This is a genomic window from Brucella pituitosa (genome assembly GCF_003049685.1).
GTDB classification, from domain to species: Bacteria; Pseudomonadota; Alphaproteobacteria; order Rhizobiales; family Rhizobiaceae; genus Brucella; species Brucella pituitosa.
This window is the reverse complement of sequence record NZ_PYSY02000002.1, coordinates 41,599-58,271: the sequence shown is the minus strand read 5'-3', so window position 1 is coordinate 58,271 and position 16,673 is coordinate 41,599. Positions and strand designations below refer to the sequence as shown.

Here is a 16,673-nt window from a genome sequence, read left to right as displayed (position 1 = left end):
CTTCCTCAGGCACCCCGAACCGACTTCAAAGCTGGATACAGCGCACGATATTGTTGATAAATCTCGTTATAGATGGCCGTCTCACGCGGACGTGGCTCGATACGGGTGCCCGGCTTGACCATGGCGGCGATGCCGTCGTCAATGCTGGCAAAATGTCCAGCGCCATGGGCGGCCAGAACGGCAGCTCCAACCGAAGGCGCATCACGTGATTGCGGCACACAAACAGGCAGCCCAGCCGTGTCGGCGTGGATTTGCAGCCAAAGCGGTGATGCACTTGCCCCGCCGCCGACCGTGATTTCCTGACCACTATAACCGGCTTCCGCCATGGCATCGAGGATCGCGCGTGTACCGAAACTGATGCCTTCCATGATGGCACGGAAAACATGGTGCGGCTCATGTGCAAGTGTCAGGCCAACAATTGCCCCGCGCGACAGGGCATCGGTATAAGGCGTGCGATTGCCCTGAAAATGATCTTGCACCAGAAGCCCATCCGCGCCCGGCTCAAGTGCGGCAGCCTTGCGGTTCAGCTCTTCTATATCCATTGTGCCGTTCATCATGCGGCCAAGCCAGGCAATAACCGAACCAGTCGATGTCTGCCCACCTTCAATGATATAACGTTTCGGATAGACCATATCCGGATAACTGCCCCATATACCGGGCGCATGGAGGGGCTTATCTGAAACACCGAACTGCAAGTGAGATGAGCCAGTTATCAAGGCAAGCTGCCCCGGCTTGGCAACCCCAAGGCCAATCATGCCAATCAGCGCATCAGCACCACCCTGCACGACTTTCACCTTCTGTGAGAGTCCCAGTTCGGATGCAGCGTTTGCACTCAAATTGGCGATCACTTCACCGGGGGCAACCACCCGTGACGGCCATTTCTGCAACAGCGCTTCAAGGCCCAGCTTCTCGAGTAGAGACTTTGGAAACCCGCCGCGATCTGTCGAATAATGCCAGCGCAACGACACGTTGTTGAGACTTGCCGCCTTCTCTCCTGTCAATCGCAGCGTCATGAAATCCTGATATTCGCAGATGGTTTCTGCCTTCTCGAAGATTTCCGGCTCATTGCGCGCGATCCACAGCGCCTTGGGGATCATCCATTCTGCTGACACGGGGCCGCGCCCACCGCCATTCGCCAGAAGCGCGTCATCACCGGTTGCGAGTACTGCTTCAGCTTCATCGCTCGCACGCACATCCATCCAGATGATCGACGGGCGTAGAGGCTTGCCATCCGCATCGAGCGCCACGACCGTGCAGCTTGTCGTAGCAAGCGTAATAGCTTCGATTGCGGCCGGATCAATCGCAGATTCTGATATGGCTCTGCGTGCAGCCTGAACGAACGAAGACCACCAGTCTTCAGGGTTCTGTTCCGCACGCGCTCCGCTTGAAAATTTCGTTTCATAAGGCACAGCGGCACTCGCCAGACACGTGCCTGAAAGATTATAGACCCGCGCGCGGATACTTTCCGTTCCTCCATCGGCGGTCAGAAAATAGGCCATTCAAATCCTCCCAAATGCCATTCCGAAAGCTCCTCCAGCTCTCGGAGCGCATCACCGTGCAATCGTTCAATTTAGTCCGCGAAATGCGTCTAGTGCCTTGGCCGCATACATCACAGCCGGACCACCACCCATTTCAACGGCAACCTCCAGAACTTCGATCAGCTCCTTCTCGGTCGCACCATGACGGATGGCTGCATCCACGTGATAAAGGATGCAATCTTCGCAACCTTTGGCAACAGCAATGCTGACGGCAATCAACTCTCTTTGCGCAGAAGAAAATGCACCCGCAGCCGTTGCAGATTTGCTGACCCTGGCAAAGCCGGACATGAGTTCCGGCGTTGCTTTGGCAAAAGCACCCAGTCGTGACTGGGCTTCTTTCAGACGCAGCTTCACATCAGTCATTCGTGCCTCCAGCAAAGTTTAAAACCAGATCGGTCACGTCCTTCGCCTGATCCCATTGCGGCATATGACCCGACTGCGCGAGGAAATGAACGCCGATTGACGGCGGCAACGAGGTCACCTGCTGCCAAGGAATGATGCTATCCTGCAATCCGACCAGAACCCGGACGGACATGGAACGTGAAAGCTTTTCAAGCGATGCGATAATGTCGGTTCGCTGTCCTGACGGCCCGACAACAGCTTCTGCCAGATCCTTCAGACGCCCCCTGGCCATAGTTGCAGCAAATTCCGCCACCAACACCGGCGAGAGTTCGACAGGCTTTGCTGCAATTCGCCGCAGAAGATGCGTTATCTCGCCCACTGTCGTTGCCTGTGCCATACCTGAAATAAACCCGGCATCAATATCAGAGCCAAGTCCCGCTGGCGCGACGAGCGCCAGACTTGCAACACGGGCGGTATGAGCAGAGGCAAATACAGTTGCTGCGACCGCACCAAGAGAGTGCGCGACGACGTCCGCCTTTTTGATCGACAGAGCATCAAGGAATGCCGGAAGGAACTGACTAAGCTGGTCAGCATTCGCAGCATTGATCGTCGTCAACCCATGCGCCGGAAGATCGGGCGCGACCACACGGAAGCCTGCCCTGCGCAGTCCAGATGCAACGTTGCTCCAAGTCGTCCGGTCACCCGAAAAGCCATGAAGCAACACAATAACGCGTGCGTTTTTGGGGCCGATATCGGTATAGGCAACGCGGCCATCTGCAAGGTCAACGAAGTTCACATCAGCACTTGCTGGCGCATTGCCAGAGGCTGCCAGAACATCTTCTTTCTCCACACGACCTCTGCGGCCGGAGCCTGAAAGCGTGTTGATATCGATGCCCTTCTGGCGCGCAAGTCTGCGTGCAAGCGGCGTCGCACGTGTGCGCTGTTCCTGGCTCACTGCTCTCGCAGACCGCACCACTGCGGACTGTTGAGCCGTTTCAGCCGCTGTCTCTGCATGAGAGACAGCTTCAGTCTTTTGCGTGATTGAATCCGCCGCCACTTCAATACGAGCAATGGCATCGCCAACAGTTACCATGTCGCCTTCATGGCGCAGGATTTCACCGAGCTTACCACTGACCAGCGCCGGAAATTCTGCAACCGTCTTGTCGGTTTCAATTTCAAGAACGGCTTCGCCACGCTCGAAACTATCGCCCATAGCTTTCAACCAGCGGACGATGCGGCCCTCTTCCATCGTCTCACCAAGGCGGGGCATATTGAGATCGGTCACGACATGTGCATGGTGTGAGCCGGCTGCGGGCGCGGGGTGCGACGCAGCCGGCTCCACCGAGGAGGCCGCGCTTTCGCCAGCCTCTTCGGTCCAGTCGGGACCAGAGCCGATCTCGATGCGCGCCAGCGGCGCACCGACAACGACATGATCCCCAATCGATCCGATCCATTCATTGAGCGTGCCGTCGCCAAGTGCGGGAAACTCGGCAACCGTCTTGTCGGTCTCAATCTCGATGATTGAATCACCGCGCTTGAAACTGTCGCCGGGATTGACGAGGAAGCCGACAATCTTGCCCTCTTCCATCGTCTCGCCGAGACGCGGCATTTTCAGAATACGTTCTGTCATGACAGCATTCTCTCTGCGACCGACCGGATAAGATCCACTGTCGGCACACTGCCAGCTTCAAGATCCTGCGAAACCGAAATCGGAATATCTTCACCGGCAACGCGAACGACAGGCTGTTCAAGATAATCGAAGCATTCTTCTGTAATACGGGCCGAAAGTTCGGCTGCAACGCCGGCTGTCATCACGCCTTCGGAAACAACCATGGCTTTGCCGACGCGCTCGACATGTTCGCGTACAGTGTCAAAATCAAACGGGTTGAGCGTGCGAAGATCAATGACCGTCGCTTCAATACCCTTGGCAGATAGCTTGTCGGCAGCTTCCAGCGCATAGTGAAGCTGGCGCGAATAGGTCACGATAACCAGATCCTTGCCCGTACGGCGTACTGCGGCCTTACCCCACTCAAGCGGTTCCGCATCCAGATCGACTTCTTCCTTGCGGGTATAGAGCGCCTTGTGCTCGATAAAGACGACCGGATCCGGCTTCGTCAGGCTTTGGCGCAACAAATGATAAGCATCTTGGACTGTAGCAGGCATGGCAAGCCGCAAGCCAGGCGTGTGCATGATCCATGCTTCAAGGCTTTGCGAATGCTGTGCACCCGCCGAACGACCGGTGCCGCCCTGCGTGCGAAGCACCATCGGCACACCAATCTGTCCACCGAACATATAGCGGATTTTGGCAGCCTGATTGGCAAGCTGGTCCATCGTCATGCCAAGAAAATCGATATACATCAGCTCTGCAACAGGGCGTAGACCGGTCATCGCAGCCCCAACAGCGGCACCGATAATCGCAGGCTCGGAAATTGGTGTGTCGATAAGTCGATCAGCGCCATATTTACCGATCAGGTCTTTCGTCACGCCATAAGCGCCGCCATAGCGGCCCACTTCTTCGCCAATGACGACAATGGTGTTGTCTTCAGCCATGGCATCATCCAGCGCTTTACGCAGCGCATCGCGGTAAGTCATGGCAACCATTATGCTTCATCCCTGGAAAGTACGCGGTCGATACGGGTGCGGACGGGCTCCGGCTCTGGTTCTCCCACCGCATAGACATCCTTGAACATTGACGTGAGTGGCGGCGCCTTGGACTCGACTGTGAAATCAATAGTCGCGTCCATTTCGGCAGTGATGCCGCTGTCCATCGCGTCCAGTGCTGTTTCCTCGGCCAAACCTTCGGAAACCAGCCGGTCGCGTGTAAATTTCACCGGGTCTTTCTTGCGACCTTCGGCCTCTTCCGCTTCCGCACGATACGGGCTCTTGTCCATGCGGGCGTGGCCAAAGAAGCGATAGCAGGTGACGGACAGGAAGCCAGGTTTGCCAAGGCGGGCATCGTCAATCAGACCTTGCGCCGTGGCTTTCACTTCTTCCACATCGATACCATCGACAATCGCACCATTAAGGCCGAATGCATGGGCACGCTGATCAAATGCCGTATTGGCCGTTGCCTGATCGACGCGCGTTCCCATGCCATACTGATTGTTGATGCAGACAAACACCACTGGCAGACCCCAGAGAGCCGCCATATTCATGCTCTCGTAAAGAATACCCTGCTGCATTGCGCCGTCGCCGAAAAATGCGAGCGAAACGGAGTTCTTCTTGAGATATTTGCTGGAAAGACCCGCGCCAACGACCGAAGGAATGCCGCCGCCGACAATCGCATTGGCACCAAGATGCCCAAGCGCCATATCGGCTATATGCATGGAGCCACCCTTGCCGTGGCAATAGCCGGTTTCCTTACCGCCGATTTCAGCCATCATCTGCTTGGGATCAGCGCCGCGCGCCAGAAAGATACCATGGCCGCGATGATGCGTCGTGAACGTGTCCTGTGGTTGCATTGCCGCGCAAACACCGGCAGCAGCTGCCTCTTCGCCAATCGAGAGATGGAGCATCGAACCTGCCGTCTGACCGCGCACGAACAATTCGCCCACGCGTTCTTCAAAGGTGCGGATGCGCCGCATCGTCCGGTAGAGTTCGAGAAGATTAGAGTTACTCGGATTTTGCACGTGCGCCTCCGACAGACTTGTCTGTTGCATTTGTTTCATGATGTTTAGTTCAATGCCTCACGTGTGCTCTCAAAGGAGCTTCAGTTTGGTGGTACGCGAAACGACCGCGACCGCTACGAGAATGATAAGGCCCTTCACGATGCTCTGGATGTATGTGTCCATGCCGATAAGGTTGAGGCCGTTATTGATGACACCGATAAAGAGTGCGCCGAAGAATGTGCCCGCAATCGTGGCTGTGCCCGGACGGAACATCGTCATGCCGATGAACACCGTGGCAAGTCCGTCAAGCAGATAGCGTTCGCCCGCATTTGGCTGCCCTGAGCCAAGGCGTGCTGCAAGAAGCGCACCCGCTACCGCTGCAAAAATCGAGCAGACAACAAGAGCGGCAGCGCGATAGAAGCGACCATTCACGCCGGAAAGCTCTGCGGCTTTGAGATTACCGCCCACGGCATAGATGTATCGACCGAACACGGTGCGTTCCATCAGGAACCAGGCAAAGAGAACGACGATCACCATGGCATAAGCGAGCACCGGAATTCCGAACAGCTGGCCCTGACCGAGCCAGAGATAATTCGCCGGAAGACCACCATAGATTGCCCGCCCACCGGTCATCAGAAAGTTGATGCCGTAAAGGATAGAGCCTATGGCCAGTGTCGCAATCAGCGAGGGCACGCCGACAAATGTGACCAGAATTGCATTGATGGACCCCACCACCAGACCGGCAGCAAGACCCGCAAGCAAAGCCACGGGTAAAGGAAACCCCGCAACCAGCATGAGGGGCACCAGAATACCTGCCATGCCGACCATGTAGCCGACCGATAAGTCCATTTCACGCGCCGCAAAGCCAAAAGTCAGTCCGGCTCCAACAATCGTCAGCATGGAAATCTGCTGGATGATATTGAGAAGATTGTTTGCAGTCAGAAAGCGGTCAACAGTCAGCGAAAATCCAGCAAACAAAAGAAACAGCACGAAGAGCGTACTGTATTTGAGCAGCCATTCGCCTTTAAGCTTTTTACCGAAGCTCTGGGCATGGCGGGATGATTGCGGTGAAACCGCTGAAGATCGGGCATTCATGGGGTAACTCCTGCCATTGCGGCAATAAATTTCGCTTCGGAAAATGTGCCGCGCTCAATCTGAGGCCCGGGGCCGCCATTCACGAAGGGGATGACGCGGTCTGCCACGTCTGCGATTTCCAGAAGATCAGACGATGTAACGAGGATAGCGACGCCCTTTTCAGCGAGCCTGCGCATCTGCGCATGGATTTCACGCTTGGCACCGATATCGACACCTTCTGTGGGCTCGATGAAGATCATCAGGCGATAATGATCGTCAGCACCATAAAGCCATTTACCAATCGAGACTTTCTGCTTGTTGCCGCCACTCAGATCTTTCACGAACTGGCTGCGTGAATGCGCCTTGACGTTCATAAGCTGCATTGTGCGGTCGGCTTCACTTGCTTCGCGGCGCATGGACAATATGCCTGTGCCACCAAAAGTCGCATGCGATGGATGCACCATTGCAAGATTTTCGCGCACGTCCCAATCACCGATGAGAGAGTTCTCCATGCGATGGTCAGGGACAAGCGCCACTCCCTTCTTCTGCATGGTTCGGGCATCGACTTTGCTGACTACCTCGCCTTGAAAGCGACACGTCCCAGAAATCACGCCGCTTGCAGCATAGAGTGACCGGGCGAAACCAAAATGCCCGGCCCCCGTCAGACCGATAAGTCCGACGATCTCGCCCGCGCGGATGACGAAATGATCGGCGTTAACGCCGCCGGCCTGCCAGTCGCTGACCTCCAGAACCACAGACCCGAGATTGCGCGTGTGCGGAACATCCTGTTCGGCCGCATCCTTGCCGCCAGAACGCTGAAGCATCAGGTCGATCAATTGCGCTTCGCTCGAATCTTCAGCCTGAAGCGTCACAATATGTCGGCCATCCCGCAGAACGGTAATACGATCGCTCAGCGCTTTAATTTCGGACAAGAAGTGGCTGATGAGAACGATGCCAACGCCTTGTTGTGGCAAGGTTTTGATGATTTCCCAAAGGCTCTCTTTTTCGCGAGCGGGTAATGTTGCCGTCGGTTCATCGAGAATAAGCAGCCGCACATTGCCGCGCAGAGCGCGGATAATTTCGATGATTTTCTGATCTGCCATCGGCAGCATGTCGACCTGCTCATTGAGGTCGATGGAAACTTGCGGAAACCAGCGATTGAGAAGCTCTTCCGCGCGGGCGACAAGTTTTTTTCTTGTCGATGACACCAAGCCCCATTCGCGGCTCATCGCCAAGCAGAATGTTCTGTGCAGCAGTCAAGCCGGGAACAAGGCTGCCTTCCTGAGAGACGTGGGCAATCCCCTTGCGCAGAGCGTCACCGGCACTGCTCAGCTTCACCTCTGTTCCGTCTATGGTGATATTGCCAGAAGTCGGGCTTTTGCTGCCGCCAAGGATGCTGACCAACGTGGTCTTCCCGGCGCCATTTTCTCCGATCAGGCCATGCACCTCATCAAACCGGAATTCAGCGCTGACCTGATCAAGGGCCAGCGTGCCGGGATAGGACATGACGATCTGCGAAAGGCTCACGGCCATCGAAGAGCTCCCGTGGATTAAATTGCAAGTTTACGAAAAAGAGGCCGGAACGCGGAACGAACACGCCCCGGCCAGTTGCAGGCATGGGTGCCTATTTCTTCGGGAGGAAATCCTTGCAGTTCTGCTTTGTTACCAGCGGCGCATCGAGATAAACGGTCTTGGAAGGAATGACGGTTGCGGCATCTTCCTTCTTGACCACAATGCTTTCGATCCATTCGCCAGTCTGCGCGCCCATTTTTTCAAAGGGCTGAGAAACTGTTGCGATCATCAGGCTGTCTGGCTTGCAGACTTCCTCGATGGCCTGCGGATGGCCGTCAATACCGATGACTTTCACGTTCTTCAGGCCAGCAGCGTTGAGCGCATTGATAGCCGCCTGTGCCGGTTCATCCCATGGCGCCCATACGGCGTTGATCTCTTCACCAAAGCGCGAAGCATAGTCCTGCATGGTGCTGGTGGTATCTTCGAAGAAGGCCGTATAGTCGATATTGTGTTCGGCAATGACCTTCACTTCAGGATATTCCTTCAGCACGGTCGCCATGACGTCACCGCGTTTGCGGGTGCCGTGATGCTCCGCCATACGCAGGAAAATAAGGTTGCCTTTTCCGCCCATTTCGTTGAGCAGATAAGGAGACACTGAGGCGGACATGGCCCAGTTGTTGGTTGTCACATCGACAAGCACACCATCTACCTGACCGCTATCGATTGCAAAAACCGGGATTTTAGCGGCAACAGCAGCATCAATAGCCGCACGCGATGCCCGCAGGTCCGACATGCTGACGATAATCGCATCCACGCCACGCGACGCAGCATCCTGAATATTGGAAGCCGTGCGCTCGCCAGAGCCGCCGCTGTCAAGAACACTGATCTTCCAGTCCTTGGCGGTTTCCTTGAGCCATGCATCAAAGCCCGCCTTCGCACGCTGTTCAGACTGCGCAGCAGCATTGGAATGAACCCAGGCAACATTCGTGGCTGACGCGCTCGCAGTGCCCATCAGCACTGCCAAAGCTGCGACAGCGACAGATTTCTTGAAAAATCCCGATCCCATTTTATTCCTCCCAGAAGCGACGTGGTTGGCTCCACTGTCTGGCTTCAAATTGTTAAACTTCAGCACCGGGGGTCGGTGATGACATCAAGTTTGATGCAACATCCGTCCCAGACGCTTTCAGCGATAGCTACGCGTGCTTCGCGTTAACCCACCGCTGCTCCTACGAAACTGTCGCAACGCGGTCGTCAGACTCTGCTCCTCCAGAGAAAGACGTCCTCATTCCGCTATTACTTCAGCCCCGCATTCCAATTGACCCGGTCGCGCTTTCGCGCTCTTGTCCGTCGGAATAATTGATATTAAGCGTCGACAAATTACAAATGTCAAATAGAAATACATTTGTAATTTAGAGGCTACTATTTGAGCGAGGGACCAATGAGTGAATCTGAAGACGGCTTGATGGTGCGCGTGGCCTGGCTCTACTATGTTGGCGGGTTCAACCAGGAGGCGACTGCCTCCAGACTGGGATTGACGCGTGCACGCGTGAACAAAATCCTCGGTGAAGCCCGTGAAAGTGGCCTCGTCAGCATTTCAATCGATCATCAGAATGCAGGCACATTGCCCGTCGAAAACGAGCTGATGCGGCGATTTGGGTTGAATTTTTGTGTTTCAACGCCGCCGTTTGGCTTCGATACGGCTGACGATACAGCATCGGAAATCCGCAAGCAGGTTTCGTTCAGAGCCGTTGGTGTGGCCGCTGCAACTTACCTCAAAAATTTCCTGGCTGACAATCAGGAAGCCACAGTAGGTACAGGCTGGGGGCGAACCATTGAGCAGATGACATTGCAACTTGCAGGTGTACGTGCGCCGCAAGCCCGGTTCATTTCAGTCATGGGATCTTTGACGGCAAACTCCGCCTATAATCCCTTTGAGGTTGTGCACATGTTGGCCCGTCGTACGGGTGGGCAGGGCTTTTCCTGCCTGTTCCGTTCATCGCCGATTCTGCGGAAGATCGAAAAGTGCTGATCTCCCAACGCTCGGTCGCACGCGCGATGGAAATCGCGCGCACCGTGTCTGTGTGCTTCATCAGCGCAGGTGAACTCACCGAAGATTCATTGTTGCGCCGTCAGAACATGTTGAGCAAATCAGAACTCGAGAGCCTGCGCGCTGCCGGTGCGATTGGTGACACCAACGGCATCTTCTTTGACAAGGAAGGCCGTCAGGTCGATCACGAAATGAACCAGCGCACCATAGCGTTGGGTTTTGAAGAGTTGCAGAAAGTTCAAGTTGTATTGCTTATCGCTGGTCAGGAAAAAAGCAGCCGCAGCAAAAGCGCTGTTAAAAAGCGGCATTATCAACGGCCTCATCATAGATGGTGACGCAGCCGACGCGCTTCTGGCACTTTCCTGAGCGATCGCAATTGCGATGCGCCGATACGAGAGAACTCTGCTATCGGCGCAATACAGCATGTCAATCGAACTCTTTTTTTTGATTTTATCGTGAGCTACAACTGCATCACGAAAGCGATGAATAGAGAAATCTTCAACGGGCGTCTTTGAGCTTCCATGCAGGATCATCTCAGCCAGAACTGCACCCACACCCGGCGCAATCTGGAACCCATGCCCACAACAGCCAAAGGCATGAAACAGCCCTTGCGTTGTAGTGCTTGGGCCAATGATCGGGATCATGTCTGGCAGATACCCCTCCATCCCTGACCATACCCGAATGACCTGCGCATCACCCAGCACAGGTGCAACTTCGGCAAGGCTCCGCATTCCTGCTATGGTTTTCAGCGGGGGCACCACAGTACGTTGGTTTTTGAGGTCGCTGGCCGTGCGCGGATAGCCCGCTACAATGACATTGCCGCGCGGGATTTGGCGGAAGATTACATTACCCGCCACCGCTTGCACGGAGGGGCGGATAAAGTAAGGCAAAGGCTCGGTTACAAATTGCGGAGGCCCGGCAGAAAAAAGCGGTGTTTCCTCACCAAATTGCTGCGCAAATGCTCCACCCACGCACCGGCGGCATTGACAAGCTGATCTGATTTAAATGTGCCATGCGACCGTGTTTCAACAACAAAACCATTATGCACTGTCGTAGCGCTTAAGACTTCACAGCTTTCAATGAGCTCCGCTCCATGTGCCGTCGCAGCGCGCATAACTGCTGGCGTAGCAAGGCGAGGATTAGCTGTCGCATCGCGGGCTGAATAAGTTCCCGCTACGATCTTGTCACTCAGATAAGGATAACGTCTGCGTATCTCTGCGCCATCCAAATCCTCGATCTGCAGACCAAACTGACGTGAAGTTTTTTGCATAAGCTTCAAGCTTGGCCACTTCATCATCATTACAGGCAAGATAGATATGTCCGGAACGATCATATTCGCATGTATCACCGATGAGCTGATCGAGTTGCTCCCATAATTCCTGCGAACGCATGGACAGGGGATATTGCCGGACATCTCGCCCTTGCAAACGCAGATTGCCGAAATTGGCGCCACTCGACTGTGCGCCAACATATCCCTGTTCGAGAACCGTCACACGATGTCCGGCCCGCGCCAGAAAAAAGGGCTGTGAATGCCCCATTCAAACCACCGCCAATGACAAGCGTTTGTGTTTCTCTTGTCGATGTCATGATGAAACGACCCGCGCAGCGCCAACATTCAGTGGCTTGACCGGTGCCTGCGCACGCAGCCGACCGACATCCTCAATCGAACGACCACTTGCCTGCGATGTAATTTCCGCGAGTGCCAGACCGCAGAAGCGTCCCTGACAACGCCCCATGCCACAGCGGGTAATTGCCTTCACACGATTCACTTCAACAGGACCGACTTCTTTGGCTATGCTCTGCCTGATTTCGCCAGCTGAAACGCCTTCGCAGCGACAAACAATAGTATCGTCGCTGATTGAAGACACATTATCGACGGGCCAGCGAAATATCCTGGCGAGATTGCGCTGAAATGCTCGGTACTGATGAACGGCACCTCGGGTCTGCCGTTTTTCTATCTGCAATCCCGCCCTTTCAGCTTGCGGCATCATCACGCTTGCCTCGGTGGCAATGTCTTCATGCATCGCAAGGGCTGCCAGCTTTCCGCTCTGAATTGCGCAATCGGCTCCACCGATCGAAGCACCATCGCCTGCCAGGTAAATGCCTTTGGCGCCGCGACCATCCGTATCAGTCACTGGTAGCCACTGACGAAAATCACTATCAAATTCAAATCGGCAACCGGCAAGCTCCGCAAGCTGGGTCTCGGCACGGAGCCCATATCCCAGAGCAACTGCATCACAATCCAGCGTCTGAATGCGTCCTTTCCGATCACGGAAGACAAGGCTTTCAACGTGAGTTTTACCTCGAACCTCTTCGAGTGCGACGCCACTGTGAATTGGAATTCCCGCGCTCTTCAGCTCAGTCATATAGCGCGCACCTTGCCACGCCGTTTTGAGACTGTGTCGCAGCCCTGGCAAGGCACTCAGTTTCGCGCGAAACGGTGTCGTATCCAGTACCACAATGTTTTTTGCGCCCAGCCGATGGTATTGCAAAGCCGCCAACAGGAGCAGCGGCGAGCTGCCTGCAAACACCACTTTTCGACCAATAAAACTGCCCTGATCCTTTAAGGCAACCTGTGATCCTCCAAGCGAATAAACACCCGGCAGGGTCCAGCCTTTCACCGGCATGATTTTATCCGTTGCACCAGTCGCGATAATGACGTGCGAATAAGGTAGCTCATCCACTTCTCCCGCACTTTCTATGAAGGCTGTACCTTCATAAAGTGACCAGACGGTCGTAAACGGACGGTAATCAATCTGGTCGATCAGCGCGTCGGCATTTCCATGGAAGTTCCGATACTTCGCTTCTTCATTTTTGTATAATTTTCGAGGCTCAAAACCCATCTGCGGATTGAGCCGACGCAGCCCCTGCCCGCCGGGAAACGCTGCTTCCGTGAGCATAACAGGCTTCACGACCTGCCCGGTCAGTTGTTCAATCAGCTTCGAATTATCGACAAGGGTTTGGGCCGCGCTGATACCAGCAGGACCCGATCCGATGATGAGAGGACGGATCATGACCGGCCCCAGGCATCAAAGCGGCTCAGCAAGCTCATGTTCTGATGTAATAGGGTTGAGCATGAACGCAGACGTTTGCCCTCGGATGTCCAGACCCAGCAATCCTGACATGCAGCCATAAGGCAGAATCCCGCGCGCGGCATTCCGTCGAATTCCGAATAGCGCAGCACATGGCCGCTCTGCAGAAGTGCCGCAAGAACCGACTGCCCCTCAAATCCCTGAAATTCAACTCCGTCAAAAGTAAAAGTCAGGGGCCTGCCCTTCGGCGCGACCGCGGCAACAAGCTGCCCTTTTGGAGGCGTGGCGTTCATCAGACTTCCCATTAACTATTGCAATGCAATATTTGTTATTTTTATACAAACATTTCGCATGGCAACAATTCTGTCAACGGTGTTTTTAAAAACTGCGACAGAGTGGGATATCGTCTGTTGTGACGACAGTATCGGCGCGCGGTGGCCTCAGGCTTTGGAGATCGTCCTTGAGGCTGCAATTACGTAGGGACTGAAACGCGAGACGATATCCTCGCGCGAATAGCGTGCAAGAGATGCAGCAATGTTGATTGCAGCAATGGGCCGCCCGTTCGGTCCGGTAATCGCCGAAGCAATCGAACCATCGCCGTGATAAACCTGCTCGAAAGCCGTGGCATAACCATCTTCGCGAAAGCGACGAATATCATCCATGATAGCTTTCGGATCGATGATCGTATTGGCGTTGAAGCTACGGAAATGGGTCTGATCGAGAATCGCCTGCGCTTCGTCTTCAGGCAAGCGCGAGAGCATCGCCAATCCCGGAGCTGTGCAATAGGCAGGCATTCGCGTGCCGATGATAACATCAGTATTGAGCACATGACGGCTCAGAAAACGCGAAACGAATACAATCTCGGTGCCATCGGGCACTGTAAGATTGATCGTCTCTTCAGTTTCCTTGCTCAGATGCTGCAAATAGGGCATCGCCCGATCAATCAGTTTGTTTGCCCGAACATAGTGAAAGCCCAAATCCAGCGTCTTTGCCGTCAACTCGAACTGGCGCGTGACTGGGTCTTTCGCGAGGAATCTAGCTTCATCAGCGTATGCGTAAAACGTTGCGCCGCACTCATATCGAGGTCGGTCAGGCTAACAATCTGGGAGAGGCTCAACGTCGACTGATCTGAGTTGAAGGCGCCCAGAACGCGAAAAGCCTTTTCCACAGACCGCACCATAAGCGCGTCGCCACGACCAGAGTTTTCGCCGCTCAAATCTGCTGAATCTTCCGGCGATTTCGGTTGCTTTTCTTTTGTCAAATCCACTGGTTCTTTCATTGCCACGCCCTGACCTAAGAGCAAATTTCCGCCTATCTATACACAAACAAACTCGCCTTGAAACGGTCGAGCATCGCTCCCGCTTCGTCATGCCTTTTCCATAAATTACTAAAACAGCCTTGACAAACTGCAATTACAAAATTCAAAATACAATAACAATTATTGCATTACAATAGTCGATGGGAACACATAGATGTCTGAGTTCATCCTCACCTCACTAAAAAATTCGGTTATGACGATCACGTTGAACCGACCAGAAGTGATGAATGCGTGGAACGCTGCGATGCGTAATCAGCTGATCGAAGCTTTTCAGGCTGCAGAAGAAAATACGGCGGTGAAAGCCGTAATTCTGACCGGGGCTGGAGACCGCGCTTTCGGTGCTGGCCAGGATCTGAACGAAACCAAGACATTCGATGCTGATCGTGCCGAAGTCTGGATCGGCGAGTGGGAAAAGCTCTACACACGGATCAGAACCCTATCCAAGCCGATCATCGCAGCACTCAATGGTGTTGCGGCAGGTTCGGCATTTCAGGTCGCTCTTCTTTGCGATATCCGCATTGCTCATGCAGGTGTTCGGATCGGACAGCCGGAAATCAATTCCGGTATTCCAACGACCACTGGCTCGTGGATCATGCGTGAAATGATCGGCTTTGCCCGCACGGTCGATCTGGTTCTCACCGGACGCCTGCTTGATTCAGACGAGGCGCATCATATCGGCCTCATCAACACCATCGTCCCGCAGGATCAGGTCCATGCTGCGGCACAGGCTTTGGGCGAGGAACTTGCAGCCAAACCGCCGGTAGCAATGCGCCTTAACCGCCAGCGTTTCTATGAAATGACTGAACCGGGCTTGCAGGATGCGCTTTCAGCTGGCGTTCGCATTCAGCGTGAAGCTTACGCAACAGGCGAACCTGCCCGCATGATGGAAGCATTTTTTGCGGCCCGTCAGGCCCGCAAGGCGTCCTAATTCACAATGTGAGTAAGCATCGCGGGATGGGGAAAAACCCTATCCCACACATAAGATCGGCACACCGATCATCATCAAAACTGCTTAGGCAGGGGAACCTACTCAAAACACCAAACCTGTTTTGAAAGAATAATAAAGGGAGCATCATGACTATGAAATCGCCATTTACGCTGACCCGCCGCAGCTTGCTTGCAGGCGCGACAGCAGCACTTGCAACGCCCGCTATTCTACGCCCTGCTTATGCTCAGACAACGCTGACACTGGCTGATCCAGGTGGCCCGTTTAACAGCGCTTTCCGCAAGGCGTTTTACGATCCGTTTGAAAAAGATACCGGCATCAAGATTGTCAATGTCGCTCGCGAAGCAGAGCCAACAGCACAGTTCAAGTCCATCGTTGAAACGCAGAGCTACATTTGGGATTTGAGCACGCTGACACTTTCAGCACGTAAGATCCTCTCCGAGTCAGGGCTGCTGGAACCGACAGGCATCACCAAAGAACAGGTGCCGGATATCATGCCGGAAGCCGTCTTTGACGACTTCCTCGGCATAACGATTTATTGCCACATCTTTGCAACCCGCACGGACCTGTTGAAAGACAATATTCCGCAAAGCTGGACCGACTACTGGAATGTCGAAAAATTCCCTGGCCGCCGTTCCTTGCGCAAAAACCCAATCGATACACTGGAGCAAGCATTGCTTGCTGATGGCGTTCCGCTCGCAGAGCTTTATCCGCTGGACGTGGACCGCGCTTTTGCCAGTCTCGACAAGATCAAGGATCATATCTCAGTCTGGTGGACAGGCGGCGCGCAATCGACACAGCTATTGCAAAGCGGTGAAGTTTCGATGATCAGCGGATGGAATGCCCGTCTGCAATCGGCGATCGATGGCAATGTACCAGCAGAAATTCACTGGGATCAGGGCTTTACTCGATCGAAGGATGGGCCATTCCAAAGGCAATCCGCGCGCCGATCAGGCACGCGAGTTCATCAAGTTCTGTTCCCGCGCAGAACAGCAGGCCCTGTTTACTGAAGAACTCGCCTACGGTCCGACGAATAAGAAAGCTTATGACTTCATCCCGGCTGAGCGGGCGAAAATTCTGCCGACCGCCCCACAAAACATCAGCAAAATGCGCCTTGCAGATGAAGACTGGTGGAGTGCGAACCGCGCCGAAATGACTGAGCGGTTCAATAGCTGGCTACTGTTCTAAGAACACCTGCACAAGCTTCCAGACAAACACAATGCGCTGCTTTCACGCCACATTTGGAAGCAGCCCGC

The 16,673-nt window shown here is 54.4% G+C and carries 17 protein-coding genes and 2 pseudogenes; 4 read left to right on the top strand and 15 right to left on the bottom strand.

Annotated features, from left to right (window positions below):
* Positions 1 to 5: 5 nt before the first annotated feature.
* The 9 genes from C9380_RS12570 to C9380_RS12535 all read right to left on the bottom strand — a co-directional run bounded on the left by C9380_RS12570 (position 6) and on the right by C9380_RS12535 (position 9,140).
* Positions 6 to 1,499 carry an FGGY-family carbohydrate kinase gene (locus tag C9380_RS12570; protein ID WP_128093679.1) on the bottom strand — a complete coding sequence of 498 codons (1,494 nt, stop codon included), beginning with the start codon at positions 1,497 to 1,499 and terminating at the stop codon, positions 6 to 8.
* A 66-nt stretch (positions 1,500 to 1,565) separates the two neighbouring features.
* Positions 1,566 to 1,901: a carboxymuconolactone decarboxylase family protein gene (locus C9380_RS12565; RefSeq protein WP_128093678.1), complete on the bottom strand. Its 336-nt coding sequence runs from the start codon at positions 1,899 to 1,901 to the stop codon at positions 1,566 to 1,568.
* On the bottom strand, positions 1,894 to 3,510 hold the full coding sequence (locus tag C9380_RS12560; protein WP_128093677.1) for an acetoin dehydrogenase dihydrolipoyllysine-residue acetyltransferase subunit: 1,617 nt from the start codon (positions 3,508 to 3,510) through the stop codon (positions 1,894 to 1,896). Before C9380_RS12560 ends, C9380_RS12565 begins: the two co-directional genes overlap by 8 nt.
* Positions 3,507 to 4,481, bottom strand: coding sequence for an alpha-ketoacid dehydrogenase subunit beta (locus C9380_RS12555; RefSeq protein WP_164844654.1), 975 nt, complete (start codon positions 4,479 to 4,481; stop codon positions 3,507 to 3,509). Before C9380_RS12555 ends, C9380_RS12560 begins: the two co-directional genes overlap by 4 nt.
* Positions 4,481 to 5,509, bottom strand: coding sequence for a thiamine pyrophosphate-dependent dehydrogenase E1 component subunit alpha (locus tag C9380_RS12550; RefSeq protein ID WP_100557978.1), 1,029 nt, complete (start codon positions 5,507 to 5,509; stop codon positions 4,481 to 4,483). The genes C9380_RS12555 and C9380_RS12550 overlap by 1 nt, the downstream gene beginning before the upstream one ends.
* A 69-nt stretch (positions 5,510 to 5,578) precedes the next feature.
* Positions 5,579 to 6,583 (bottom strand): ABC transporter permease, encoded by a 1,005-nt coding sequence (locus C9380_RS12545; RefSeq protein WP_024897987.1) that lies wholly within the window; start codon positions 6,581 to 6,583, stop codon positions 5,579 to 5,581.
* On the bottom strand, positions 6,580 to 7,770 hold the full coding sequence (locus C9380_RS12540; RefSeq protein WP_252869780.1) for an ATP-binding cassette domain-containing protein: 1,191 nt from the start codon (positions 7,768 to 7,770) through the stop codon (positions 6,580 to 6,582). The genes C9380_RS12545 and C9380_RS12540 overlap by 4 nt, the downstream gene beginning before the upstream one ends.
* Positions 7,685 to 8,095 carry an ATP-binding cassette domain-containing protein gene (locus C9380_RS27505; protein WP_252869779.1) on the bottom strand — a complete coding sequence of 137 codons (411 nt, stop codon included), beginning with the start codon at positions 8,093 to 8,095 and terminating at the stop codon, positions 7,685 to 7,687. The genes C9380_RS12540 and C9380_RS27505 overlap by 86 nt, the downstream gene beginning before the upstream one ends.
* A gap of 91 nt (positions 8,096 to 8,186) precedes the next feature.
* Positions 8,187 to 9,140 carry a sugar ABC transporter substrate-binding protein gene (locus C9380_RS12535; protein WP_024897989.1) on the bottom strand — a complete coding sequence of 318 codons (954 nt, stop codon included), beginning with the start codon at positions 9,138 to 9,140 and terminating at the stop codon, positions 8,187 to 8,189.
* A gap of 372 nt (positions 9,141 to 9,512) precedes the next feature.
* On the opposite strand from C9380_RS12535, the gene C9380_RS27500 reads away from it, so the two are divergent.
* Together C9380_RS27500 and C9380_RS27495 are read left to right on the top strand one after the other, a co-directional pair.
* Positions 9,513 to 10,103: a sugar-binding domain-containing protein gene (locus C9380_RS27500; protein WP_252869778.1), complete on the top strand. Its 591-nt coding sequence runs from the start codon at positions 9,513 to 9,515 to the stop codon at positions 10,101 to 10,103.
* Positions 10,097 to 10,342, top strand: a pseudogene (locus tag C9380_RS27495) (sugar-binding domain-containing protein); the annotation flags it as partial. The gene C9380_RS27500 and the pseudogene C9380_RS27495, both read left to right, overlap by 7 nt.
* On the opposite strand, the gene C9380_RS27490 reads toward C9380_RS27495, so the two are convergent.
* The 6 genes and pseudogenes from C9380_RS27490 to C9380_RS27475 all read right to left on the bottom strand — a co-directional run bounded on the left by C9380_RS27490 (position 10,223) and on the right by C9380_RS27475 (position 14,432).
* Positions 10,223 to 11,092, bottom strand: a complete 870-nt coding sequence (locus tag C9380_RS27490) for an NAD(P)/FAD-dependent oxidoreductase (protein WP_353954641.1) — start codon at positions 11,090 to 11,092, stop codon at positions 10,223 to 10,225. The pseudogene C9380_RS27495 and the gene C9380_RS27490 sit on opposite strands and share 120 nt — an antisense overlap.
* A pseudogene (locus C9380_RS28510) lies at positions 11,020 to 11,659 on the bottom strand (NAD(P)/FAD-dependent oxidoreductase). The gene C9380_RS27490 and the pseudogene C9380_RS28510 overlap by 73 nt, the downstream one beginning before the upstream one ends.
* A 45-nt stretch (positions 11,660 to 11,704) precedes the next feature.
* Positions 11,705 to 13,135, bottom strand: coding sequence for an FAD/NAD(P)-dependent oxidoreductase (locus C9380_RS12520; protein ID WP_128093675.1), 1,431 nt, complete (start codon positions 13,133 to 13,135; stop codon positions 11,705 to 11,707).
* The gene (locus tag C9380_RS12515) at positions 13,132 to 13,446 is read right to left on the bottom strand and encodes a (2Fe-2S)-binding protein (protein ID WP_128093674.1); all 315 of its coding nucleotides are present in this window, start codon (positions 13,444 to 13,446) and stop codon (positions 13,132 to 13,134) included. The genes C9380_RS12520 and C9380_RS12515 overlap by 4 nt, the downstream gene beginning before the upstream one ends.
* Before the next feature lie 147 nt (positions 13,447 to 13,593).
* Positions 13,594 to 14,151 carry an IclR family transcriptional regulator gene (locus C9380_RS12510; protein ID WP_252869774.1) on the bottom strand — a complete coding sequence of 186 codons (558 nt, stop codon included), beginning with the start codon at positions 14,149 to 14,151 and terminating at the stop codon, positions 13,594 to 13,596.
* Positions 14,148 to 14,432 carry a helix-turn-helix domain-containing protein gene (locus C9380_RS27475; RefSeq protein WP_252869773.1) on the bottom strand — a complete coding sequence of 95 codons (285 nt, stop codon included), beginning with the start codon at positions 14,430 to 14,432 and terminating at the stop codon, positions 14,148 to 14,150. The genes C9380_RS12510 and C9380_RS27475 overlap by 4 nt, the downstream gene beginning before the upstream one ends.
* A 193-nt stretch (positions 14,433 to 14,625) precedes the next feature.
* Here C9380_RS27475 and C9380_RS12505 point away from each other — a divergent pair, with 193 nt between their 5' ends.
* Both C9380_RS12505 and C9380_RS12500 read left to right on the top strand, forming a co-directional pair.
* Positions 14,626 to 15,399, top strand: coding sequence for an enoyl-CoA hydratase/isomerase family protein (locus tag C9380_RS12505; RefSeq protein WP_024897994.1), 774 nt, complete (start codon positions 14,626 to 14,628; stop codon positions 15,397 to 15,399).
* 146 nt (positions 15,400 to 15,545) lie between these two features.
* The gene (locus C9380_RS12500; protein ID WP_252869772.1) at positions 15,546 to 16,427 is read left to right on the top strand and encodes an extracellular solute-binding protein; all 882 of its coding nucleotides are present in this window, start codon (positions 15,546 to 15,548) and stop codon (positions 16,425 to 16,427) included.
* Positions 16,428 to 16,673 lie beyond the last annotated feature (246 nt).